Below are 24,170 nucleotides of genomic sequence, written 5' to 3'. Positions count from 1 at the left end.
CTTAGGCAGCTTTATCGAACATGTTTTTAATGTCTGTTTTTAATAGCTACATTTCTAATAGCGGTGTTTCTATTAGTTATACTTCTAATGCTTATTCTCGGTATGGATGTCTTCATACTGCTCATCATCACTCAGTTTCATACCCAAGCGCTCAACCCGTCTGTCCATCATCTGCCGAGCTAACGCTTGCATGTCTTCGACGCGGTCTATTTCATCGACAATCTCAAGACCCAACAAGGTCTCAAACACATCTTCTAATGTCACTAAGCCTTTCACCTCGCCATACTCACCAACGGTAATGGCGATATGAATACGGTTTTTTAGCATCAGCTCTAACAAATCAAACAATTTCATCTTTGAAAATACAAAGGTAATATCACGTTTGAACTGCGTCAAGGGTTTATGTACCGCATGATTGACTTTTGCCAACAACATGTCGGTTTTTAAGACAAAACCGGTGATATTGTCTAAATCGCCATCATAGATAGGCAGGCGCGAAAAAGTGAGTTTTGGTCGGTCAACCAATAATTCAGCAACGGTTTTATTTTCTTCAAACGCCAGCATCACTGAACGCGGGGTCATAATATCTTCCACTTTAATGGCGCCAAATGCCAATAAGTTACGAATAATACGCGACTCTAATGGGTCGATTTGTCCTGACTCTTCACCGATACTGGCGAGGGCAGCAAACTCACGACGACTAAACGCCTGCGGTTCTTTACCGCGTACTAGCAATTTGGTTAATTTTTCTGAAAACCAAATAAGTGGATATAGCAGCAAAATAATACCGCGGACAAAATAAGCAACTAAGCCACCTAATTGGCGCCAATATATAGTTCCGAGTGTTTTTGGCATGATTTCTGACAAAAACAAAATGGCCAACGTCATGACCGCAGAAAATAGTCCAAACCAAGCACTACCAAACACTATGGTGGCTTGAGCACCTGCACCGATAGAACCTAGCGTATGCGCTACGGTATTTAAGGTTAAGATAGCCGCCAACGATTGATCGATATTATCAACCTTTAAGCGTCTTAGCATGTTGGCTTTTTTTGGATTGGCTTCTTGAATGTCAGCAATATATGACGGCGTCATACTGAGTAATGCTGCCTCTGCCAACGAACAAATGAATGAGATGCCAATTGCTACAACCACAAATAAGATAAGTAGTAGCACGCTGGTCGGGCTTGGGTTTGCTAAGGCATCAGCAGCCAGCACCGATTGCGGCAGTAATAGAGTGAGGAATAGCGTTATCAATGCAGATAACGTAGCAAGCCGTTTTATAACAAAACGCCACATATTAAGGCGCATCATACCGAAGTAATTTTTACTAAAGCGAGTATAGCCACCCATCGTCGGGGGAGGTTCAGCGGATGCGTCTTTACGACAGGCGCGCGGACGGTATAAGCGAGGTACAGATATAAAAGAGGTAAACAAGTTAGGTAACCTAAACAAAAAAGAAAAAGGAAGTCACAATATATCATGAGCTGACGGTAGCAGATAGAAAATAATAAATGATGAAGTCTAATTTTTATCTATTTAACGCCCAAAATCATGCTCAAGACAGCCTATTATACCCCCATTTATAGCGATATAAACCCTCGTTTAATCGTAGCGGCAATAATGGTATATCATAGAAAATTACTATTTATATCAAAGATATGATGTATTTAACAAATCTATTTTTTGACTATCGTGAAAATGTACCAATTAATATATCTACTTAATAGTCGGCTTTTACTGCTTGCTGAGCGTCTGAGCACTCTGCCCTTTAACTCCAATCATCCTATCATTTAGAAGAGCAAAACGATTGTTAGGCTAAATATTGGCGGTTAGTATGTTAAATGGGTAACAAAAACACGCTTAGCCTATGATTAACAGTTACCAAGTCTGGGATTTTTTGTTACTATGCCTGTAAATTTATTGTTATCTATGACTTACTGAGAGAAATTATGAGCTTTTTTATTCAAGCTGCCCATGCTGCGCCAGAAACTGCCGGAGCTGCGTCACTATTTGGTCAAATCTTGTTGCCAGTGGCGTTTTTTGCCATTTTTTACTTTTTGGTGATTCGTCCACAGTCTAAACGCACCAAAGAGCACCGCGCTATGGTCAATTCATTGACTGTTGGTAGCGAAATCATCTTTGCTGGCGGCCTTATGGGTCGTATCAAAGCACTAGAAGGCGATTATGCGGTTGTGAGCTTAAACAACAACACTGACGTTAAAGTACAACGTGCTTCTGTTATTTCAGTATTGCCCGCTGGTACTATCGAAAGCGTTTAAGCATTATCGATGTATTTGATGATTGTTAAATATGAATTATTGAACATTGGTTGTGACTAATTGATGGCTATCATCAATTAATAGTTGTAATGACTTTAAAATGACCGTACATTATTTGCGGTCATTTTTCGCTTTACTGCTTTACGCTTTACCGTTTTTTGCTTTACTATCATCGCGGATGATCACAGTGGTGCATGATTCAGTACGACTACTAAAACAATATAGTAGCTCTCCCTTTAGTCACTCACCCTTGTTATCGGTAACTTCCCATCTGCTAACTTGTGGCCTGCGTCGCCAGTAGTTTATCAACTTAAAGAAGTGATTATGCAATATCCCGCTTGGAAATACTTACTCATCATCGTCGTGCTCATCATTGCCGGTCTATATGCGGCTCCCAACCTCTATCCTGATGAACCTGCCGTACAGATTACCAGTGCAGCAGCTGGTACGCAGCTGTCTGAAGGTATCTTGACTCAGTCTCAAAGCTTGCTCGAAGAAGCAGGCTTGAACAATCATGATGGTACCTTTGAAGGCAATAGTGCGCTGGTGCGTCTCGACAACCCCGTCGATCAGCTAAAAGCTCAGGAAGTGCTGCGTCAAAATCTAGGCGAGGACTATGTGGTCGCGCTGAACTTGGCACAGACTACTCCTGAGTGGCTACGTGATATCGGCGCAAGACCCATGAAACTCGGGCTTGATTTGCGCGGTGGTGTGCGTTTCGTGCTAGAAGTGGATATGGACAAGGCGCTCGAACAACGCTTAACCAGCGCCAGTCGTGATATGCGCCGTGACCTACGTGCTGAACGTATTGCGGTTAAAGGTATCAAAACAGAAAAGCGTGGCGTGGTGCTGCATTTTTCTGATACTGATACCCGTAACCGTGCGCAAAACATCCTGCAAGGCTCAATGGGTAACACATTCTCCTTACAGTCTTCTATTGATGAGCAAGGCCCTGCCCTGATTTTAGCTTATAACGATGCAACCTTAGACGAAATCAATAGCTACGCGGTCAACCAAAACTTGACCACCCTACGCAATCGTATTGCTGAGCTTGGGGTTACTGAGGCCTTGGTACAATCACAAGGCGCTAGCCGTATCGTGGTTGAGCTACCGGGTGTACAAGATACTGCAGAAGCAAAACGTGTCCTTGGTCGTACGGCAAACCTTGAGTTCCGTATGGTCGCTGAAGGCGCTGAAAATTATATGGGCGGCATTCCACCTGCTGGTACCGAAGCATTTCCGTTTGAAACGCTTGATGGTCCACCAGTCTTGCTAGAGCGTCAAGCGATTGTCACTGGTGATAAAGTTACTAACGCTCAAACCGGTATTGATGAAAGCGGCTCACCTGAAGTAAGCATTACCCTAGATAGTGCTGGTGGTAAGCTGATGCAAAACGCCACGCGTACGGCTGTCGGCAAACAAATGGCGGTGCTGTTTATTGAAAATAAACAACGTATCACTTATGAAGAAGATCCAGCAACTGGTGAGACCGTCGAAGTACGCACACCATATGCTGAGACTAAAGTTATTAACCGCGCAAATATCCAAGCGGTACTGGGTTCGTCTTTCCGTATTACTGGGCTTGATAGCAGTGCTGAAGCCGCAGAGCTTGCGCTGTTGTTACGTTCAGGCGCATTGGCAGCCCCGATGTATTTCGTTGAAGAACGCACCATTGGTCCATCATTAGGCCAAGAAAATATCGATAAAGGCCTATTCTCTACCCAAGTGGGTTATCTACTGGTCTTCGCCTTTATGATTATTTTTTATCGCTTATTTGGGGTGATTGCTAATATTGCCCTAGCGATTAACGTCATTATCATTATTGCTATTATGTCAATTTTAGGCTCATCACTGACCCTACCCGGTATTGCTGGTATCGTCTTAACCATCGGTATGGCGGTCGATGCCAACGTACTGATTTTTGAGCGTATACGTGAAGAGCTGGCAAACGGGGTCAGACCAAAATCCGCTATCGTGGCAGGTTTTGATCGTGCCTTTAGTAGTATTTTCGATGCCAACATCACCACGTTATTGGTCGCGTTTATCCTATTTGCGATTGGTACGGGTCCGATTAAAGGCTTTGCGGTTACCCTCGCGATTGGTATTGTCAGCTCACTATTTACCGCGATTTTGGTAACCCGTGCGCTGGTACAACTTGCTTACGGTAAGCGTAAATCTATCAAACGTCTGAGCATCGGTTAGGAGAAAACTATGGCCATCGATAATAACAACCCTTTAGAACAACAGAACAACCCCGAACCGAATGGCTCAAATAGCGAAGCTAGTACGCGACGCCGTAAAAAACCGCGCCGTGATGGTAAAGGCAGTAATACCCAAAGCAATAAGACTTCTAAGACGAGCTTGAGTAAAAATAAAACCCGTCGCGATGGTAAAGATGCGAGTCAAGACAGCCATGCAGTGGCCACGCAAGCAATGGATCCTAATCTAAATAATTTAGACATAGGTGATGCTGAAGATAATGCAGCAGCAGAAGCTGAAGGTGGCATCAAAGCCATTGGCGATCAACGTATCATCCCATTTATGAAGTTAGAAAAGCCGATGGCACTTCTATCGCTGCTGATGGTGATTGGTAGCATTATCGCCATTGCCGTCAATGGTCTAAATCTAGGTCTTGATTTCACCGGCGGGGTTTCAGCAGATGTACGTTATGAGCAGCCTGCTGAACAAGTCGAAGTGGTTAAAGCCTTGGCTGATAATGGTTTTGATGATGCCGTCGTGCAGTATTTAGGGACGCGTCAAGAGCTTTTAGTACGTCTACCACCACAGTCTGACAACGTCGACGGACTTAATGCCAGTCTGAGTGAAGCATTGGCACTGCCTAATAATAATGTTGAAATCAGTAATGTTAATATTATCGGTAGCCAAGTAGGTAACGACATCTATCTAAGCTCAGTCATGTCATTGGTGTTGGCACTGGCCTGTATGCTGGGCTATGTTGCCTTACGTTTCCAGTTTAAGCTGGCGCTTGGTGCGGTACTGTCGCTATTCCACGATGCTATCGTGACCATCGGGATTTTTGCATTATTTGGTTTTCCGTTTGATTTAACCGTCCTAGCTGCTATTTTAGCCTTGATTGGTTATTCAATAAACGATACGATCGTCGTTTATGACCGTATCCGTGAGAACTTTCGCCGTGTCCGTGGTATCACGCCGCGTCAAACGGTTGACTTGTCACTGACAGAGACCTTACGCCGTACCATTATGACCATCTCAACGGTTCTGTTAGTAGTCCTTGCAATGCTATTCTTAGGCGGAGAGGGTTTATACTGGTTCTCAGTCGCCCTATTTATCGGTTTACTGGCAGGAACGTATTCATCTACTTATATTGCAAGCTCTATTCCTTTAAGAATGGGTCTATCACGTGAAGACTTTATTGTAAAAGTAAAACCTGAGTTTGAAGAAGAAATCGTGACCTTTAATGATCCAAAAATGTATGAGCAAGATTAAGGGTTATCTCAAAGGCAATAATTAGACCCTTTAATTATTAAGCTGCTAAGTCATTAAGCTGATAAGCGTTATCCTGACAAAAGCACCTAAACTCTAGGTGCTTTTGTCTATGTATGATGGTCAAAATAAAATCAATCGTAAAGCGTTTAATGCTGCTATAAATTTTTATCCTTATTACTACCTACGAGTATTCTTAATCTGCCTATCTAAGCGACTGTGTTATGTCATCTACCTTGCCGCCAAGTACTATGCCGCCTATCGATACTCGCTATGCGCACATCATTGCCATCGCCTTGCCAGTATTATTGGCCAACCTTGCGATGCCGCTACAAAGTGTCATTGATACAGCGATTGTCGGTAATATGAATGACACCGCTAAGCTTGCTGGGATGGGCTTAGCCATACAGCTGCTGTCTTTAATACTGGTCAGCTTTAACTTTTTGCAATATGCGTCATCTGGGCTGTCGGCACAAGCATTGGGTCAACTGGCTAATAAAGATGCCCTTAACAATAACAATGCGCCATTAAACGCGTCTAACCGAACACCATCACCGCTGTTGTCGATTTTGCAACGGGCTTTATTATTGGCCTTTATGATTGGCGCGGTTTTACTTATCGCAAAACCTTGGTTAATTGATTTAGGGTTACAAGCGCTCTCCGCCAACCCTGACAGCGGCAGCGCGGCAAAGACTTATTTAGATGTACGTTTTTGGGGTGTTATCGCTGAGCTGATGAACTTTGCCTTTATCGGCTGGTTTGCGGGTCAAGGCAAGACCCGCTACATGCTTTATCAGCAAGGCTTTATCGCTATCCTTAATATTATTCTGACCTTGTTTTTTGTTTATGTGATGCAAATGGGCTTGGTTGGGGTGGCGTTAGGTACAACGATTGCCTTTTGGCTTGGCGTAGTTTTGGCATTATGGCTGAGCCATCGACATCTACAAATCTCTTGGCGAGCGTTATTTACCGCTAATAAAGAACACTTTACTAAAGACAAAATGCTTAGGCTATTTTCATTAAATAAAGACATTTTTATCCGTACGCTTATTTTAACGATAAGCTTTGCTTGGATTACCCGCCTGTCTGCCCAAAGCGGCGATGTCATACTGGCCGCCAACGCCATCTTATTGCAGGTATTGAGTATCTCAGCCTTTGCCCTTGATGGCGTGGCGGTATCTGCAGAAACCTTAAGCGGACAAGCTGCTGGACGACGTGACTGGCCACGGTTTCGTATTATTGTTAAACGCACAGGCGTGGTTAGCTACGGGCTTGCCATTATGCTAAGTGCGATATGGTGGCTTGCCATGCCGACTTATTTGCAATTGATGACCAATATTGAGCCGGTGTTTGCGCTTGCTTATGACTATTACCTTTATGCCGTGCTACTGCCGCTTGTGGGTGTTGGGGCTTATTGGTTAGATGGGATATTTTTTGGTTTAACGGCAGGTAGTGTCATTCGTAATGCCGCGCTTATATTGGCGGTTATCTTTTTTCCATTAAGTTGGCTACTGTACCAACAATGGGATATGACCGGCATCTGGCTGAGCGTTTGGTGCTTATTATTATTAAGATTGATTATCCTCGGTGGGTTTTTATATCGCGCCCATCAAACAGGCAGTTATGAAAAATTGCAGCCTGAAGCTTAATCATTAAGAGCATTTAGCTAAAATGATGTTTGTATGATGAATTTAAAAAACAAGAAAAGTGACCATAAACGACAAATTAAAGTAAGAAAAAATTAGGATGTCACGTGAATACTCAATCAAATGAGATAAATCAAAATCAAGCCTATCATTACGATTGGGCGGAAGGCTTTAAAAAAAGCTTGCCAGTCGCCATGGGTTATCTGCCAGCAGGGATTGCCTTTGGTGTGCTCGCACAAGTGGCTGGTGTGCCAGTGTGGGCTACTATCATGCTAAGTATGGTCTTATATGCAGGCGCGGCGCAATATGCTTGTCTACCAATGCTGAGTGCTGGATTACCGATCGGCAATATCGCAACCAATATTGCTGCTATTAACTTGCGCCATGTCTTTTATGGCATGCCATTATTACAATATCTCCCAAAGAACAAGATAGCCAAGACTTATTGTTTATTTGCTTTAACGGACGAAACGTTTTCAGTGATGACCAGTTTGCCAAACGAGTCGCGACAATCATTGATACTGCCTATTAGTCTGTTTAATCAAAGCTGGTGGGTACTTGCTAGCGCTATTGGCGTGATGATTGGTAGCGCTCTAAGCGATTTAATACCGCATTTAGATTTTGCCTTGGTCTGTTTATTTGCGATTTTAGCTTATGAGCAATTCCAAAGTATCAAACGCTATTTCCCCATTGGTATTGCCGTCATTGCCTTAGTGATTGCCTCGTTCTTTACTAGCAACTGGCTATTATTGGTAGCGATTACAATTTGTATGCTGATGATTTTAGCCCGTGGAGTTTGGGTACAGCGCAGTGTGCAAGGAGGCAGCAATGAGCAGTAGTTACCTGATTTTTGCAACGTTCGCGATGGCCGCAGTGACGTTTATTACTCGCGCTCTACCCGCCTTAATACCCAAAAAGCTACTGGATACGCCGTGGCTACATCGCCTAAATGAAAGCTTGCCGCTGTCTGTGATGGTATTGCTAATCTTAACCAGTCTTTCTTATCAAGGTTTGTCAGGCAATGCGAGTTTAAATAGCGCTGAAGTACATTTATTAATAGCACAAATAGGCGCGTTATTATCAGTACTAGTCGTTTATCATCTTAGCCGTCAATTACTGGTCAGTATGATCGTCGGTATCGCTGCGATTAATGGCTTTTTATGGCTATTTACGCATTTCTTAGGCTGATTAAAGGTTTATTGTATATAGTAGATTGACTTTAAAAAAGATACAGCGCGACTGGGATGAATTTTTCGTAGCCTCTGTGATAACAGCAAGCGAGGAAAATTTATGCCAGTCACATGTGGCTGTTAATTCATCAATTTTATTTCACACTGACTACATTTATTTTTGCCCATAAAAAAGGCTGCAATCTCAATGATTGCAGCCTTTTTGTTCTGCCATTAATTTATTTTAAGATATTTGGTCTCTTACAGCTCTTCTACGCCCATCATATCGACTGGGGTATCAGCAACGATTTGTACACCCTTTTTACCAGTCTTAGCCGTGTCATTACGCTGCTCTTGTAGATGCTCAAGATAGGCTTCGTTGATTTGTCCGGTAATGTAGCAACCGTTGAATACTGCACAATCAAAGCCTTCAACCTTGCTATGCTTGGTATCTTTGACGGCTTCAATCAAATCGTCCAAATCTTGGAAAATCAAGCGGTCAGCACCGATAATCTCGCGTACTTCTTCGACGCTATGACCTGAGGCAATCAGTTCGCTACGCACTGGCATATCGATACCATAGACGTTTGGATATTTAACCGGCGGCGCAGCACTGGCAAAGAATACTTTACGGGCACCGGCATCACGTGCCATTTGGATAATTTCATGACAAGTCGTACCACGTACGATTGAGTCATCAACTAAAAGGACATTCTTACCTTTAAACTCAAGCGGTACCGCGCTTAGCTTTTGACGCACTGATTTTTTACGTTGCTGCTGACCTGGCATGATAAAGGTACGACCGATATAGCGGTTTTTCATAAACCCTTCACGGTATTTCACATTCATCTTTAGCGCCAGCTCCATCGCTGAGGTACGCGAGGTATCAGGGATAGGAATGACCACATCGATATCATGATCTTCGCCCCATTCAGCAAGGATTTTATCAGCCAGTTTTTCACCCATGCGTAGGCGTGATTTATAAACAGAGATATTGTCCATAATAGAATCTGGACGGGCAAAATACACATATTCAAAGATACAAGGCGTATATTCTTGTTGCTCAACGCACTGATAAGTATGGATTTGATGATCTAAATCGATAAAGATAGCTTCGCCAGGCTTAACGTCACGCACAATACTAAAGCCCGAACCCGTCAACGCTACTGACTCTGAGGCGACCATATATTCTGTGCCGCCATTGGCTGCCATACGCTTACCGTAAATCAGCGGACGAATACCGTTTGGATCACGGAATGCTAGCAAACCATGGCCAGTAATCAGGGCGACCACGCCATAAGCGCCTTCAATGCGTCCATAAACCGCGGTGACTGCTTCAAAGATATCAGCAGGCGTCGGATTGGTTTTATCTAAATTCTGCATCTCATGCGCAAGGACATTTAGCAACACTTCAGAATCTGAGTCGGTATTTAAATGGCGGCGATCTTCTTGATATAGAGACTTAGCCAGACTTTCAGCATTGGTCAAGTTACCATTGTGCGCAAGCGTAATACCATAAGGAGAGTTGACATAAAAAGGCTGCGCTTCGGCACTACTTGAGGTGCCAGCGGTTGGGTAACGGACGTGACCGATACCAAACTTACCCACCAGCTTTAGCATATGACGATTCATAAATACGTCACGTACCATGCCATTTTCTTTACGTAAATAAAGACGCCCGTCCTGTAAAGTCACAATACCTGCCGCATCTTGCCCGCGATGCTGCAACATGGTTAAGGCATCATAAAGAATTTGATTGACTGGCTCATGAGCTGCGACCCCAACGACTCCACACATAGTTGTATCCTATTTTGTACCACACATTGATAACACAATAACGGCATAACTGCTGACAAAGTTATGGAACACATTGCCTGCCATTTACCGCCAAGCTGACGATTTTTCTGACTAAAAATCCTATAGATAATCAATAAGGCCTATTATCCATAAGACAAGTTGTTGATGATTGATAGAGGTGTATTTTACGAATATTAAAGCTGATTGAATAGCTTTTTTATGAGCACTGATGACTGATGATGCTTAGGACTGATTGACCTGATCCCACGCCAAGCCAAACATATCTGAGACCAGCTCTTTACCCATGGGGGCATAAGGCAGTAATTCAGGCGCGAGCACCGAGGTTTCCCATTGCGGCATTTGCACCAATAATGGCGCGCTGACGCTAAGAACCACTAAGACCATAAGGACGTTTTTTGCCGCCCCAAGTACCCCGCCCGCCACTTTATCAAGGATACCAAGACGTAAGGTTTTGAGTACTCCGGAGAATACGAATGCAACTAGGTGCATGATGGCTAAGATGGCAATCACAATCACTAAAAAAGCCATCGCCATTTGCAAGACAGGATTTTCTACCATACCTGATAATTGCGGCGCAACGGAACCTGCCAATCGAGTGGCAGCAATAAGTGCAATAAACCAACCGACCAAACCAACAGCTGTCTTAATCAGACCTACCTGAAAACCACGCCATAAGCCAATCAGTACAACCACAGCAATCACAATGTCTAAACCACTCATGTTTATCGCCTCATTTGCATCTTATATCGGGTATTTCAGTGAAGGTGAAAAGCTTGCAGTTTTAACAATCTCTAGAAGGATTAAGCTTCCATGGCATCGTAATAGCCACCGATGGATTGAATGCAAGACTGTACCAGCCCAGGCCCTTTATAAATAAGCCCTGAATACAGCTGTACCATATCTGCACCTGCCTCGATTTTCTTGACGGCTTTGGCGCCGCTATCGATACCGCCAACGCCAATCAACGCTACCTTACCATCCAGCTGATCGGAGAATTGTTGTAAAATCTGCGTACTAATGTGGCTGACCGGACGACCAGATAAGCCGCCAGCTTGGTCACCATCGGGCAAATCTTCGACGCCTACGCGGCTTAAAGTGGTATTGGTAGCAATCAAACCATCAATCTCAAAATCCAGCAGCTGCTGGGAGATATAATCGACTTGTAACGGCTCTAAATCGGGGGCGACCTTTAACACCAAAGGCACATAAAAGCCATATTCGGTTGCCAGCTGATTGTGGCGATTTTTAATGGTGTCTAATAGTTGGGTTAACGCTTCACCGCTTTGTAGGTCGCGCAAATTTTTGGTATTCGGAGAGGAGATATTCACGGTGATATAAGAAGCATGCGGATAGACACGCTCTAAGCAATAGACATAATCATCCGCTGCATTTTCAACCGGTGTTGCCGCATTTTTTCCGATATTAATACCGATATTGCCTTTGTATTTGCAGCGTTTGACGTTTTCAATCAGGTAATCAACGCCTTGATTATTAAAGCCCATACGATTAATGATGGCATCGGCTTGCTTGATTCTAAATAGTCTTGGTTTGTCATTGCCGACTTGCGGCTTTGGCGTGACAGTACCCACTTCGATAAAACCAAAACCCAACTCTGCCAGCGCATCGATATAGTCGCCATTTTTGTCCAATCCGGCAGCAAGCCCAACGGGATTAGCAAACTGCAAACCCATACAGTCGGTTGGCTGCATTGACTGACCATATACTAAGCCCAATACACGCGCTTTATGAGCTTTATCTAATAAAGATAAGGTCATCTCATGAGCGTGCTCGGGGTCCATATTAAACAAAAAAGGGCGAAGTAAGGCGTAAGACATAGTAATGACAGACCCTGCTTGAAAAGAAATGATAAATAAGAAAAACGAATGAGGTCAAGCGCTGCGATTATATCAGCTTAACTGAAATAAGACCAAAGTTTCATAGGACAAATTGCGCTAAATCATGCGAATAAACAATCGTTGATATTGCAAACGGACTCACTTAACCTAGTAATGAGTGGATATCAAAAAGCATTTTTTTGAATGCATTGTTTATTCGTATTTGCTGCTTATTGATATCCATGCTTTTAGCTTACGGAACTGGGCGTCCATCAGTGAGCGCAATCCAACCGCGTACAATACGGTATAGATGCCAAATAAAAGTAAAGCCCATAATAATAAAGCCTAAACTGGCCAATAATACTGAGCCAATGGCAATATTATTACTGTCAGCAAACATGCTTACGCCAAAACCACCTAGGGCAAATGTGATGATAAGCACACCAATGACAAAAAAGACGATGCTATACCAAAACGTCTTAATCTGCCAATCAAAATGGGTGGCAAGCCAAGTATTATCAGCGTCACGGCGTTTGGCATAATTCATAAAGATAGGCACAATCCACAGCAATCCGGCGGTAAAATAGCTGAGCACATAGAGCAAATACGTGATGTGATTATAGGTAATCAAAGAACGGCGCTTATTATCACTCATCGTATTATTGGTATTATTTATCATACGGTCACTCGTTATATTCTGTGGCTAATAGCACTTTTATTGTGGCAATTGAGCAAGATTTCAATGCAGCATATTTTAAAATATAAAGGTGCTTAAACATCAACTTGTTAGGTGTAAAAGTTGTTAGGCATAAAGGTTGTTAAGCATACCTCTTAAGAAGTTACGGTTGCCTGTACCTGAATCGCTTTAGTGACCAAATCTTGCTGCATCGACAGTTGAGTAAATTGCCAACCTTGCTGTTCAAGCTTACCCAGTGCACCGCTCACCACCGCTTGGCTTGGATGCGTAAAGCTTAATTGCACCGCATCGCCAGCAGCAATGACCTGCGCATCAGCAATACCTGAATTGTTTAACAACGCATTGATACTGCTAGCCGGCGGCATGGCATCTACGCCATCTGCAGTACTAGCCGCATTTAACGCATTGCTGTCAATGTTACCAGCTTGGGCACGTAACCAAAAATAATCGGCGACCTGCTCTTGATACTCATTTTTGCTAGCATTTGCTGCTTGATGGACGCTATAGCCGCCATAGCCACCGACAAATAACAGCAAAAACGCTGACAATAACAGCAGAGCTAATTGGTCGCGCGCAGACAATGCCTGCCAACGTGTCATTAAGATACTTTGATAGCTACTCATCCGCGTTGATAAAGCACCACTTCGAGGGCGAGGGTTAGTAGCAATAGTGCTGCGTTTGGCGAGGCGATGTAATCTTTTCATGGTTACCGTTACCCTTTATTGCTGACGCTGCTATTGTTTGCTACCACATCAACGGTCACTTGACCACTAAACTGCCCTTGCTCATTGCCATTCACTTGTTCTAATTTGGCGTTTAAGCCTTGGGCGATAAGCGTATTGGTAAATTGATCAAGACTGCCACGGTCGGGCGCAATCAGTGTAAAGCTAAGCGCTGCTGGCTGCATGACTAACGCCTGCGCTCGTAATGACGACTGTTTAATCAACGGTGATATACGTGCCAATACCGCTATGTGAGAATCAGGCGCTTGGCTATCACTACGCAGTTTTGGTTGCAATTGCACTTGTAGCTTTGTGCGCGTACTAAGCGGCTCATTTGGAAACCAAGACTGATACTGGTTCGCAATCTCGGTTTTGGTCGCCGCTGTCGCCGCCTTATATTGATACCACTGCACCCCATCGGTTGCCATCTGCAATACCAATGCCGTCAGCGCGACCATCATCGCCACCCGTAGATACGGTGATAATTGCGAATCGGTTGATTTAATAAAAAAGTTCAGCGCATGACGTTCAGGATTTTCAAGCGGTTTAGGAGTAACGGGAAGCGTGGTTAATAGTAATTGATGCTCGGCAATCATTGCCGCTGTTTGAGTAGAGGCGCTGGCTGTGGTTGCAGGTTTTGTTAAATCAATACCAATATCATCACCAAATGCTGGCTCATTAGCAAGATTTTCAGCAAGACCGTTATTAGAAGCTTGATGAAAAACAGTACTAGAACCATCAAAGATATCATCGATTGCTGGTAATAGCAGCACTTCGCTCAAATGCGGAAAACGCTCAAAGATTAAAGGCAAGTAACTGACTGCCATGCCTTGATGCAAGGATTGGCGCAGCAGCATGGTGTGTTGGTCTTGGTACAATATAATTTGCTGCCCTGCGCCCTCTTCTGGCGTTGGCAATAATAGAAAATCAGGCAGTAAAGCTACGATGTTCATGCCAGCGAGCTTGGCGCTTTGCTGCCATGATTCGATATCGCTTTGAGCCAAAGCATAGAGATGATGGCTGGTATTTTCAGTCATTTGCCGAATGGCTAACTGCTCAACTGGTGTCAGAGAAGTTTCTTCAAATAGATACTGCTTACCGCTCATACCTAATTGTTTGAGCTGAGCGGTATTTAGCTCAGAACCTACTTGTAAGACATGGCTTGAGGGAAAATACAGACAAACAGATTTTTGGCTATTGGTTTTATAGCTACCATAGATGTCATGTAGCTGTTGCCAGCCGTCAATCAATTGCCATTGCTTTATGTCTTCATGCCAGACCGCTAGTGGACTGTGCTGCGCTCTTAACCAAACATGTAACACCAAATGTGTCCTTAATTATCAAAGCTGTTGTTTAAAGCCATTGCTTATTGAAGCTGTTATTTATTAAAGCTGCGGTCTAGCAAAAATCTAGATAGTTTTACGAGCGTTTGTATAGTCGATACTAAATAAAATGGATACGTTATCTGACAAGGTGAAACTGGTACAAATTTTTCTAGCTTGCTGTGCCTACGCCGACAGAGGCTACAAAAAACTCCTTCCAGTTTCACTGTGTCTTCTTTATATGGAGCTGACTATATTATTGATATTAATAAGGTTGAGCAGGAACAAAACGATCAATCTCGGTTGCCATACCTGTCATCACAAAATCCATCTCAAACACACGCGCTTCTGCTAAAGAGAACGACTCAGGATAATCACCCGTTAGCAGGCCAGCGATATGAGCAACAATAGACATATGACAGACAACCACCAGACACTCTGCTTCAATATTACCAATATCTATCAGCGCCTGACGGGCATCGTCAGAAGGCGTGATATTTTCTTGTATTTGTGAGGGCACGTTAGGGGCGCGTAACTGTAATGCCGCTAGCGTCTGCTGCGCTCTCTTATAAGGACTCACGACAAAACAATCAGGTTGATAATGAGTGGTAATATACTCTGCCGTTTGCGCAGCTTGCTGCTGACCAAAATCAGTCAGCTGACGCGCACTGTCTGGGCGCGTTTCATCTTCTGCTTGACCATGACGTACTAAGATAATTTTCATAATCTTAACCACCTTGTTTATTACTTTTACCTGACTATTTCGATACTAATGCTATTTAATTATTATGCTGAAGCGACATTTTGCTAAGCGTTTTATTTATTATCGCCATCTGCTTTTTTATTTTTAGCATTTTTAGCATTTTTAGCATTGCTGCTTGCCGTTTGCATTTGCGCCGTTAATGAAGCATTGCTATGGTCATGCTCCATGACAAACTCAACATCGCTACGGAAGCCCGCTTCCATGAGGTGTAAAGCAACGCCAAGTGCGGCTTTATCTTCATAAATGACTGCATGCAAGGCATGGGTAATCGGCATATAAATGCCTTCTTTGGTGGCTTTCTCATGTACCTGCTGAATGGTGTTGACGCCTTCAGCGGTTTGACCCAGTTTTTTGACCGCCGCATCGATGGTCATACCGCGACCGAGCATATTACCAATACGGTAGTTGCGACTCAGCTCTGAGCTGCAAGTAGCATATAAGTCGCCGACGCCAGACAGACCTAAAAAGGTCAACGGATTGGCACCAGCATGCACGCCAAAACGGCTCATTTCTGCTAAGCCACGGGTCAGTATCATGGCTTTGGTGTTTTCACCGACTTCATAAGCTGCCGCCATTCCCATTGCAATGGCATAAATGTTTTTGAGCGCGCCACCAAGCTCGACACCGCGAACATCATCACTGGCAAACACTCTAAAAAACGCACTGTGTAGCGCTGCTTGTACCGCATGGCGTAATGGCTCAGAATCACTGGCAATGACCGTAGCAGACGGCATGTTTTTCATGATTTCGATGGCAAGGTTTGGCCCTGACATTACGCCAAAGTTTACTTCCGGCAGCTCATCTTTAATAATATCACTCATTAAAGCAAAGGTATCTTTCTCCATACCTTTGGTCAAAGAAACGATAGATTGCCCGCTAATGAAGGGCGCAATACTTTTAAGGGTTTCTCGAAATGCAAGACCTGGAACAGCTATAAAAATAATATCGGTATCTTTGACCGCCGCTTGTAAATCGTGGCTGTATTTGAGGCGATCATCAAGCTTATAACCGGGCAGATATTTTTTATTGGTCTGCGTCTTTGCCATTGCTTTAACCGTACGCTTATTGCGTACCCACAACGTGGTATCACAGCCATTACGAGCGGCCAAGTTTGCCATTGCCGTACCAAAACTACCACCACCTAAAAATGCCAAACGCAACTTGGTTGGATTATTATGAATTTCTGCCATATTTTTTGCCACGGCAGACTCAACCGCGCTAGGATTGAGCTTCTTACGTCCAAGCCCAGATTTGGTAGCACGCTCAATGATACCTGACAGCAAACTGTTTTGTTTTTCAGCGGCTTTATTCTCTGCCTGACTGCTATCTATACTTTTGTCTTTATTTTTATCATTAGCGCTGGTCATATTCTTTTATCCGTGTTGACTGACTGAATTATGAGTAGATTTGATGCTGAGTATACAGGGAGACTAACGGCATGTTTCAACAATTATTGATATAAAATCGCTATTTTAATCGAACAACCTGATTGATTTACTCATTATTCTCTTTAATGAGTGACTTTACCGCCACATCTGCCCTGCCATGATATCTCTGTAACCCTACTACGCTATTGCCTTTATGACTCGAAGCGTAGCAATGGCTCAATATCAATGGGCTTGCGCGTGGGCATATCACAAGGACTGCTGCCAGTATAAACAAAAGCCGTGACATAATCATCTGCGCCAACGCCAAAATACGCTTTAACGGCAGGCTCATTGCATAGCAAGCCTGTGCGCCAAACCGTACTAAACCCTTGGGCTTTTAGCGCCAAAATAAGGTTTTGGACTGCGGCGCCAGTGCTTAGCATTTGCTCAAAAGGTGGTACTTTTTTATGCACTTGCATCTGGGTGACGACCGTAATAATCACCGGCGCACGTAGCGGCATATTATAGGTTTTTTGGCGAGATTTCTCAGACAGCGTTTCACCCTCTTGTGCCGCTTGTGCTTCAGCGGCTGCTAAAAAGGCACGACCTAAGTCATGACGCGCATTACCTTGGGTAACAATAAAACGCCATGGTTGCAGTTTTTTGTGATCAGGCGCGGTAACTGCACAATCGATAGCCGCTTTAATCTGACTTTCTGTCGGTGCCGGAATACTCAGATTGCCGATGCTGCGTCTCGACTTAATCCAATTAATCAGCTGCTCATCGGTCACTTGTGCATTTGTCACTATGGGGCTTTCGGTATTATTTTGCGGCGCGCTTTTACTTGATTGCTCAGCGCTACTATCGTTATTCTCTTCTAAGCTGTCTGCTGAATTACTCATAATGTATCCTTATTTTTTATTATGCTGCATCCGTATCTTCGACTCGATGCTCCATTCTTAAGTAATCTTCTGACTGCATCTCAAGCAGGCGTGAACGTGTACGCTCAATCTCAAACGCTAACTTCTCTCCTTGATACAGTTCAAGAATAGACTGCTCTGCTCGAACCAGTAATTTTACGCGGCGATCATAAAATTCATCAACCAGATAAATAAAACGGCGGGTCGGATCACGCAAATTATCATCTAAAGCGGGTACGGCATTGATTAAGACGGTGCTAAACTCTTTGGCAATTTCGATAAAATCAGACGCTGAACGTGGCTCCATACATAAATGGCGGAAGTCACAGAATAAAATATCTTCGGTACGCGCATTAATTCTAATTTCACGACCATTGATAGTAATAGGCTCATTGCTGATTTTTTGATTATTAGATAAGCTGGCGAAACGGTTAGCAAGCCAATGATGATTGGCTTTGGTCAAAGGCGACTCATATAGCTCCGCTTGCTGCAAGACACGCAGGCGATAATCAATGCCAGAGTCAATATTCATTACCGTCGTATGGCGCTCAACTTCGGCGATAGCCGGCATAAAGCGGTCACGGTGCAGACCATCTTTATAGAGACCAGACGGCTCAATGTTTGATGTGGCGACCAAAGTTACGCCACGATTAAATAGCATGGTGAACAAATCACCCAAAATCATGGCATCAGAGACGTTAGAGACAAAAAACTCATCAAAGCAGATAATCACTGCTTCTGCATAGATAATATCCGCGACTTTTTCCAACGGATCGCTCTGACCTTGCAGATTATTTAACTCTTGATGGACGCGCTGCATAAAGTGATGAAAATGCTGGCGCATCTTACGCTCAATGGTTAAAGAGTCGTAAAACATATCCATCATCCATGTTTTACCACGTCCTACCCCGCCCCACATATACAAACCTTTGGGCGCGACGGGCTTTGCTTTTAAAAAGCTAAAAAAGCCTTTTTTTTGTTCGACGCTACTATTGAGCTGATGATAAAGCTCATCTAAATAGCTCATCGCCTGATATTGTTGCTCATCTCGAGTAAACTCATCAGTGCTAATGGCCTGCTCATAACGTTGCAAGGGAGATAAACTCATAATACGACTCATCATTAGACAAAATAAATATAAAAATGGTGGATGTTATTTGCTTAACCATATTAAAGCGGAGATTCTATCGCTAATTAGCTACACAACATCGGATGGTAATATCTAGACAATCAGCTATTTACTACCAAAGCTATGTTCTTCTAACAAGCCTTTAAGCTCAGATAAACGCCCGTGGAAAAAGTGCCCAGCGCCATCAATGACACTAACCGCTAGCCCTAAGCGTTCAGCAAATTCCTGCATACTAGCCGGCGCAATAACATTATCTTCATTCCCGTATATCTCAAAAGTTTTATCAACGGGTAAGGTAATGTCACTGTTGTCATTTTTTTCAACGGATGGCGCGATAAGGGCAACTTTTTCTATCTCAAAATCACTCAGTCCCCAAATATGCGGCGACACCATGACTTGCTCAGCAACACGTGCCGTCACGTAACCGCCAAACGAAAAACCACCTAACCACAATTTACGTGCGTTGGTTTGCTCTGCAATCCATTGTAGCACGGTCATTGCGTCTACTACTTCCCCTTCCGCATAATCGTGCTCGCCAGTTGACTGCCCGACACCGCGAAAGTTAAAACGTACCACATGCATGCCATTATCACGCGCAAATCGATACATGGTCGTGACTACCTTATTATTCATCGTACCATCGAATAACGGATTAGGATGGCAAAGCAGCGCCACCGTATCGGTATTGGGATCGTTAGGATTGTCTTGTTGCCAAAGTGCATCAACTTCGAGCACGCCAGCAGGAGCAGGAATCAGTTGCATAGAATTACTTACTAATTAAGAATGAATGGTTCAATTATCCTAGATATGGTTTATATTTCAAGTGATTTGCTGTGTACTGGTGCTGTTTGTCTCATTTTGGAGTGACGGTAAGGAGCAATCACCTTAAATAACTGCTGATTTCAGAAAAATCTCTACTGCTTCATTGCCAATATGACATATACCTGCAATATCAAACACAATAACAGCCTAGACACTCAAGAGTACGATAGGTTAGATTCATACTGTTTATTTTTTATGTTTAACTAACAGCTTTTTAGGAAACAGTTATGAATACTTTTAATAAAACCTTGACTTTAACGGCAACATTAGCAGCTGCATTAGCGTTAAGCGCTTGCCAAAGCACGCCTTCTTCGCCGGTTATCCAACGCGCCAATTCTATTTATGAAACCACTGGCATTGCCGATACCAAAGTAAAAGCCCAGCAAAATGCGATAGACAGCGCGCAAAAAACCTGCCGAAACAAGCAGGTAATTATCGTTGATGATAAAGTAAAATATAATGGTATTTTAAATGAGCAAACTGGTCGTATGATTGGGCAAGCGGGTGCGGTTATCGGTTCGATATTTGGTACTGGCTCACCAGACTTGTCACGTAAAGATGATTATGAGTATATGATTAATTTCCGTTGCCAATAAGACAGTTATTATTTAACAAAGCTATTAGCTTTTAGCCAATAAGTTTGCGAGATAGATAGTATATTCATCGCGGCTTATTGGCTTTACTTTTTGTAGCGGCAATTTTGGGGTAAACTACCCTAACTAATGTTCCATACATTCAAATCAGTCTATAACTAGTGGCTATTTGCGACTGGTATAAATTTTCCTCGCTTACTGCTATCACAAAGGCTGCGAAAAATTCATCCCAGTCGCCTATATTGATTTTAAAGTGGCTCTACTATAAAAGAGACTCTACTATATAAGCAGCCCGTTTTTAAACCTTCTTACCTTTGGTCTATTATTATGCGCAAACCCAACCTGTCACATACGAAACAAGCTAAGGTAATAGCGCCTGCCAAAGATTTAGCGACCTTGGAGGCCGAACTGGCTGAGCAAGAAAACAGTCTCGAAGTCAGTTTAGAAGATACGGTCTTACGGCTGAGCGACTATCTATCCGCGGTCGATATGGTTATCAAACAAACCTTTAATCACCGCGTATGGGTCAAAGCTGAGATTCGTAATTTATCAAGTAAAGGTGGGCATTATTACTTTGAGCTGGCAGAAAAAGATGACGACGGTAAAGTTATTGCCAGCTGCCGTGGTAACCTTTGGCGCTTTAAAGCCGCACGCGTCTTAGCAAAGTTCGAGCGTGCAACAGGCATGCCACTTGACCGTGATTTGACCGTATTACTCAAAGTATCGGCAGGCTTCCATGCGCAATATGGCTTTTCACTCACCATTGAAGATATCGACCCAAGCTATACTTTAGGCGACTTGGCACGGCAATATGCGGAGATGGTCGACCGCTTGACTGGCGAAGGCTTATTAAACCTCAATCAGCAATTATCTATTCCATTTGATATTGAGCATGTCTTAGTCATCGCCCCTGAAAAAGCCGCCGGATTGGGCGACTTTCAAGCCGATGCTGACCGCTTAGCTCGCACAGGTGCCTGTCATTTTCATTATCATCACGCCACCTTTCAGGGCAATCATGCGCCAAGTGAAATCCGTCAAGCTATCGTCAGCGCCCAGCAGCAATTTTATGATACTTATCAGCGCCTGCCCGATTTGTTAGTCATTATTCGTGGTGGCGGTGCCGTTGGTGATTTAGCCTATCTCAATGATTATGAGCTGGCCGCTCTTGTTGCCGAGCAATCTATCCCTGTCTGGGTCGGTATCGGTCATGAGCGTGACAAAGTTATCTTAGATGAAGTGGCGCATACCAGCTTTGATACGCCGTCAAAAGTCATTGCCGCTATCATGGCGCATTTAGCCCAGCTCGTCACGCAAACGCTGCAATACCAAGCGCAAATCAAACAAGCAGCGCAGCGTCAATTAAACACTGCTGAGCAACAGACAACACGTCAATTAAGCCAAATACAATCGCAAACGATTGGTCAATTGACCGCCCTGCAAAAAGACAGTGATTATGCTTGGCGTAGTATTCAGCAAAGCGCCCAGCGGCAGGTGAAGCAAGCTGCCAGACTAACCAGCGATTTGCGCACGCAAACTCAAACATCTGCTTATCAGCAGTTAGCAAGCGCAGCTACACACAGTCAAAACAACCAAAAGACGATTATGCAAAGTGCGCAGCAGCAATTGCTACAAGCACGACGTGATAGCAAGCATCTGCGTGATATTGTACTCTTGCATCGTCCTTCTCGCGTGCTTAAACAAGGCTATACCATGCTGACTGATGCAAAAGATAAGAAAATACTAACCAGCAGTAGTCAGCTGTATCCTGAGCAGAATATTCATATCGTCTTAAAAGATGGTAAGGCAAAAGCACAAATTATTGATGTAGAGACCAATTAGTTATAGTCTATTTGCCATAAAAATACAGAGCTGTTGGTATAAATTTTGCGCCGCCTCTGGAGTGACGAAGTCACACAGCAAGCAAGGAAAATTTATACCAGCAGCAGGCTCCTGAAACTAAAATATTTAACAACTTTTTATCTGCTTTTCTTTCTATATTTTTTTCTTAAACTAATGTGAATATTAGGAAACCTTATGACAACCCCTACTCGCAAACGCAAAAAAGCCGCCCCAAAAACTTTTAAGGCGGCTTATGATATTCTAAAAACCAATGCCGCTGAATTACAGCAACAAGATGAGCCAGATATCGATAATCTTATGACGACTGTTGAAGAATCGATTGCTGCTTATCGCGTTTGCGAAACTCGTATCAATGCGGTACAGCAAGCATTAGATGCCGCCTTCGCCGAAGAAGATACCACAGAGAGTAGCGACATTTAAGCTAAGTCAATTCTACTCTGGCTCATCGACTTCAAATACTTGGCGCAAATAGGCAAGATAGGTATCGTTATTGATCATGGTCTTGCCTGGGCTATCTGACAGCTTAGCAACTGGCTGCCCATTACATTCAACCAACTTTAGGACGATGTTTATCGGGGTGATGCCCATATCATTGGTCAAATTAGTGCCAATACCAAAACTGGTTCTTATTTGACCTTTAAAGTACTGATGTAAATCCCAAGCTTTATTTAAATCCAAGCCATCACTAAAGGTTAAAATCTTGGTTCTTGGGTCTATCTTTAATTTCTTATAATGAGCAATCGCCTTGTCACCCCAGATATACGGGTCGCCACTATCATGACGCAAACCATCGAAAAGCTTGGCAAAATACAAATCAAAGTCGCGTAAAAACGCATCCATACCAACGACATCGGTCAGCGCAATACCCAAATCACCACGATATTCATGTACCCATGCTTCAAGCGCGGCTTTTTGTGAATCACGCAAACGCACATCCAATGCCTGAAATGCCTGCATAAACTCATGTGCCATCGTTCCTATCGGCGTCATGCCGAGTTTTTTTGCTAAATAAACGTTGGAAGTTCCGCTGACAATTTTTGGTTCCGCTTCATATAAAGTCTCAACCACATGCGCTTGCCATACTTTACTAAAACGTCTACGAGTCCCAAAATCAGCGACGATAAACGGTGGTGTCGGTTTATCACGGCTGTAATTTGCTTGTTCTTCTGCATAACGATGCAACAAAGCCACTTTTTCATCAAGCCTACGCTGCCCTTCTTCAATGACGCTGGCATTTGATAGCGCCCTAAAATACAGCTCATTGACTATCGCTAATACAAATACCTCAAAGAACATCGCCTGAATCATCGGCCCTTCAATATCGATACATAAACGATTTTTATCATCGATACTGACTGTGATAAAACGACGTTTTAGCTTAAATAATTCCAAATAATCCACGAAGTCTGAGCGCATAAAGCGCAACTTACGTAAATATTCCAGCTCATCTTCTAAAAATCGCAATTCACATAAGCTGTCTAGCTGTTGCTCTAAATCTTCTTTGATATCAGCCAAAGGATAAACCGTGTCTTGATTATTGCGGCAGCGAAATCGATAAACACCATGGGTCTGCGGAAACTGATGCAGCATGGCTTGCAGCATGGTAAATTTATATAAGTCGTTATCGAGTAAAGAAGTAATAATGGGTTCAAAAGTTTTAGAAGTACGAGTAACGGTCATGTTACAGCCTTAAATGCAAAAATGAAAAGCCGCCAAACAAAGCGAGCGACGAAATAGGTATCAATAACTATCAAGGTGCT

At 43.4% G+C, this 24,170-nt stretch carries 22 protein-coding genes; 9 read left to right on the top strand and 13 right to left on the bottom strand.

Annotated features, from left to right (window positions below; translation table 11 throughout):
* Window positions 1-84: 84 nt before the first annotated feature.
* Window positions 85-1,422 carry a hemolysin family protein gene (locus tag QJS82_RS04005; RefSeq protein ID WP_281491663.1) on the bottom strand — a complete coding sequence of 446 codons (1,338 nt, stop codon included), beginning with the start codon at window positions 1,420-1,422 and terminating at the stop codon, window positions 85-87.
* Between the two features lie 530 nt (window positions 1,423-1,952).
* On the opposite strand from QJS82_RS04005, the gene yajC reads away from it, so the two are divergent.
* The 6 genes from yajC to QJS82_RS03975 all read left to right on the top strand — a co-directional run bounded on the left by yajC (window position 1,953) and on the right by QJS82_RS03975 (window position 8,581).
* On the top strand, window positions 1,953-2,282 hold the full coding sequence (yajC, locus tag QJS82_RS04000; RefSeq protein ID WP_201543085.1) for a preprotein translocase subunit YajC: 330 nt from the start codon (window positions 1,953-1,955) through the stop codon (window positions 2,280-2,282).
* A gap of 324 nt (window positions 2,283-2,606) precedes the next feature.
* Window positions 2,607-4,484: a protein translocase subunit SecD gene (secD, locus tag QJS82_RS03995; protein ID WP_281491298.1), complete on the top strand. Its 1,878-nt coding sequence runs from the start codon at window positions 2,607-2,609 to the stop codon at window positions 4,482-4,484.
* 9 nt (window positions 4,485-4,493) lie between these two features.
* Window positions 4,494-5,750: a protein translocase subunit SecF gene (gene secF, locus QJS82_RS03990; RefSeq protein WP_281491297.1), complete on the top strand. Its 1,257-nt coding sequence runs from the start codon at window positions 4,494-4,496 to the stop codon at window positions 5,748-5,750.
* A 221-nt stretch (window positions 5,751-5,971) separates the two neighbouring features.
* Window positions 5,972-7,396, top strand: coding sequence for an MATE family efflux transporter (locus tag QJS82_RS03985; protein WP_281491296.1), 1,425 nt, complete (start codon window positions 5,972-5,974; stop codon window positions 7,394-7,396).
* 104 nt (window positions 7,397-7,500) lie between these two features.
* A complete protein-coding gene (locus tag QJS82_RS03980; RefSeq protein WP_201619882.1) occupies window positions 7,501-8,232 on the top strand; it encodes an AzlC family ABC transporter permease in 732 nt (243 codons plus the stop codon).
* Window positions 8,222-8,581 (top strand): AzlD domain-containing protein, encoded by a 360-nt coding sequence (locus QJS82_RS03975; RefSeq protein ID WP_201619883.1) that lies wholly within the window; start codon window positions 8,222-8,224, stop codon window positions 8,579-8,581. Before QJS82_RS03980 ends, QJS82_RS03975 begins: the two co-directional genes overlap by 11 nt.
* A 242-nt stretch (window positions 8,582-8,823) precedes the next feature.
* On the opposite strand, the gene purF is transcribed toward QJS82_RS03975, so the two are convergent.
* From purF to QJS82_RS03920, 11 genes are all read right to left on the bottom strand, one after another.
* A complete protein-coding gene (purF, locus tag QJS82_RS03970) occupies window positions 8,824-10,359 on the bottom strand; it encodes an amidophosphoribosyltransferase (protein WP_201619884.1) in 1,536 nt (511 codons plus the stop codon).
* 243 nt (window positions 10,360-10,602) lie between these two features.
* Entirely contained in the window at window positions 10,603-11,100 is a 498-nt protein-coding gene (locus tag QJS82_RS03965) for a CvpA family protein (protein ID WP_271133108.1), read from the bottom strand.
* 80 nt (window positions 11,101-11,180) lie between these two features.
* Window positions 11,181-12,215 (bottom strand): quinone-dependent dihydroorotate dehydrogenase, encoded by a 1,035-nt coding sequence (locus tag QJS82_RS03960; protein ID WP_201619886.1) that lies wholly within the window; start codon window positions 12,213-12,215, stop codon window positions 11,181-11,183.
* 253 nt (window positions 12,216-12,468) lie between these two features.
* Window positions 12,469-12,894, bottom strand: a complete 426-nt coding sequence (locus QJS82_RS03955) for a DUF4870 family protein (protein ID WP_201619887.1) — start codon at window positions 12,892-12,894, stop codon at window positions 12,469-12,471.
* Between the two features lie 152 nt (window positions 12,895-13,046).
* Complete coding sequence (gspM, locus tag QJS82_RS03950; protein ID WP_281491295.1) at window positions 13,047-13,616, bottom strand: type II secretion system protein GspM; 570 nt, start codon at window positions 13,614-13,616, stop codon at window positions 13,047-13,049.
* Between the two features lie 8 nt (window positions 13,617-13,624).
* A complete protein-coding gene (gene gspL / locus QJS82_RS03945) occupies window positions 13,625-14,956 on the bottom strand; it encodes a type II secretion system protein GspL (RefSeq protein ID WP_281491294.1) in 1,332 nt (443 codons plus the stop codon).
* A gap of 265 nt (window positions 14,957-15,221) precedes the next feature.
* On the bottom strand, window positions 15,222-15,680 hold the full coding sequence (locus QJS82_RS03940) for a SixA phosphatase family protein (protein ID WP_201565363.1): 459 nt from the start codon (window positions 15,678-15,680) through the stop codon (window positions 15,222-15,224).
* 92 nt (window positions 15,681-15,772) lie between these two features.
* Window positions 15,773-17,086 (bottom strand): NAD(P)H-dependent glycerol-3-phosphate dehydrogenase, encoded by a 1,314-nt coding sequence (locus tag QJS82_RS03935; protein WP_281491293.1) that lies wholly within the window; start codon window positions 17,084-17,086, stop codon window positions 15,773-15,775.
* Between the two features lie 212 nt (window positions 17,087-17,298).
* The gene (locus QJS82_RS03930; protein WP_281491292.1) at window positions 17,299-17,988 is read right to left on the bottom strand and encodes a nitroreductase family protein; all 690 of its coding nucleotides are present in this window, start codon (window positions 17,986-17,988) and stop codon (window positions 17,299-17,301) included.
* Window positions 17,989-18,007: 19 nt separating this feature from the next.
* Window positions 18,008-19,114, bottom strand: a complete 1,107-nt coding sequence (gene zapE / locus QJS82_RS03925) for a cell division protein ZapE (RefSeq protein ID WP_201628595.1) — start codon at window positions 19,112-19,114, stop codon at window positions 18,008-18,010.
* 126 nt (window positions 19,115-19,240) lie between these two features.
* Entirely contained in the window at window positions 19,241-19,897 is a 657-nt protein-coding gene (locus QJS82_RS03920) for an alpha/beta hydrolase (protein WP_271133101.1), read from the bottom strand.
* Between the two features lie 287 nt (window positions 19,898-20,184).
* Here QJS82_RS03920 and QJS82_RS03915 point away from each other — a divergent pair, with 287 nt between their 5' ends.
* The 3 genes from QJS82_RS03915 (at window position 20,185) to xseB (ending at window position 22,830) form a co-directional block, all read left to right on the top strand.
* Entirely contained in the window at window positions 20,185-20,553 is a 369-nt protein-coding gene (locus QJS82_RS03915) for a hypothetical protein (protein WP_201565367.1), read from the top strand.
* Window positions 20,554-20,877: 324 nt separating this feature from the next.
* Window positions 20,878-22,389, top strand: a complete 1,512-nt coding sequence (gene xseA, locus QJS82_RS03910) for an exodeoxyribonuclease VII large subunit (RefSeq protein ID WP_281491291.1) — start codon at window positions 20,878-20,880, stop codon at window positions 22,387-22,389.
* 195 nt (window positions 22,390-22,584) lie between these two features.
* Entirely contained in the window at window positions 22,585-22,830 is a 246-nt protein-coding gene (gene xseB / locus QJS82_RS03905; protein ID WP_201619894.1) for an exodeoxyribonuclease VII small subunit, read from the top strand.
* A 12-nt stretch (window positions 22,831-22,842) separates the two neighbouring features.
* Here the strand turns inward: xseB and pncB are convergent, their stop codons facing one another.
* A complete protein-coding gene (gene pncB, locus QJS82_RS03900) occupies window positions 22,843-24,090 on the bottom strand; it encodes a nicotinate phosphoribosyltransferase (RefSeq protein WP_201619895.1) in 1,248 nt (415 codons plus the stop codon).
* Window positions 24,091-24,170: the final 80 nt, after the last annotated feature.

It is taken from the genome of Psychrobacter maritimus (assembly GCF_029953575.1).
Classification (GTDB): domain Bacteria; phylum Pseudomonadota; class Gammaproteobacteria; order Pseudomonadales; family Moraxellaceae; genus Psychrobacter; species Psychrobacter maritimus.
Note: the sequence above shows the minus strand (reverse complement) of the source record. Positions and strands in the feature narration are given on the sequence as shown.

Excerpts from the sequence above, each read along its gene's own strand:
- QJS82_RS03930 (WP_281491292.1), bottom strand. The coding sequence starts at position 17,988 with ATGAGTAATTCAGCAGACAGCTTAGAAGAGAATAACGATAGTAGCGCT.
- yajC (WP_201543085.1), top strand. The coding sequence starts at position 1,953 with ATGAGCTTTTTTATTCAAGCTGCCCATGCTGCGCCAGAAACTGCCGGA.
- QJS82_RS03965 (WP_271133108.1), bottom strand. The coding sequence starts at position 11,100 with ATGAGTGGTTTAGACATTGTGATTGCTGTGGTTGTACTGATTGGCTTA.
- pncB (WP_201619895.1), bottom strand. The coding sequence starts at position 24,090 with ATGACCGTTACTCGTACTTCTAAAACTTTTGAACCCATTATTACTTCT.
- QJS82_RS03955 (WP_201619887.1), bottom strand. The coding sequence starts at position 12,894 with ATGATAAATAATACCAATAATACGATGAGTGATAATAAGCGCCGTTCT.
- gspM (WP_281491295.1), bottom strand. The coding sequence starts at position 13,616 with ATGAAAAGATTACATCGCCTCGCCAAACGCAGCACTATTGCTACTAAC.
- QJS82_RS03940 (WP_201565363.1), bottom strand. The coding sequence starts at position 15,680 with ATGAAAATTATCTTAGTACGTCATGGTCAAGCAGAAGATGAAACGCGC.
- QJS82_RS03985 (WP_281491296.1), top strand. The coding sequence starts at position 5,972 with ATGTCATCTACCTTGCCGCCAAGTACTATGCCGCCTATCGATACTCGC.
- QJS82_RS03915 (WP_201565367.1), top strand. The coding sequence starts at position 20,185 with ATGAATACTTTTAATAAAACCTTGACTTTAACGGCAACATTAGCAGCT.
- QJS82_RS03960 (WP_201619886.1), bottom strand. The coding sequence starts at position 12,215 with ATGTCTTACGCCTTACTTCGCCCTTTTTTGTTTAATATGGACCCCGAG.
- QJS82_RS03935 (WP_281491293.1), bottom strand. The coding sequence starts at position 17,086 with ATGACCAGCGCTAATGATAAAAATAAAGACAAAAGTATAGATAGCAGT.
- purF (WP_201619884.1), bottom strand. The coding sequence starts at position 10,359 with ATGTGTGGAGTCGTTGGGGTCGCAGCTCATGAGCCAGTCAATCAAATT.
- QJS82_RS03920 (WP_271133101.1), bottom strand. The coding sequence starts at position 19,897 with ATGCAACTGATTCCTGCTCCTGCTGGCGTGCTCGAAGTTGATGCACTT.
- QJS82_RS03975 (WP_201619883.1), top strand. The coding sequence starts at position 8,222 with ATGAGCAGTAGTTACCTGATTTTTGCAACGTTCGCGATGGCCGCAGTG.
- secD (WP_281491298.1), top strand. The coding sequence starts at position 2,607 with ATGCAATATCCCGCTTGGAAATACTTACTCATCATCGTCGTGCTCATC.
- zapE (WP_201628595.1), bottom strand. The coding sequence starts at position 19,114 with ATGAGTTTATCTCCCTTGCAACGTTATGAGCAGGCCATTAGCACTGAT.
- secF (WP_281491297.1), top strand. The coding sequence starts at position 4,494 with ATGGCCATCGATAATAACAACCCTTTAGAACAACAGAACAACCCCGAA.
- xseA (WP_281491291.1), top strand. The coding sequence starts at position 20,878 with ATGCGCAAACCCAACCTGTCACATACGAAACAAGCTAAGGTAATAGCG.
- xseB (WP_201619894.1), top strand. The coding sequence starts at position 22,585 with ATGACAACCCCTACTCGCAAACGCAAAAAAGCCGCCCCAAAAACTTTT.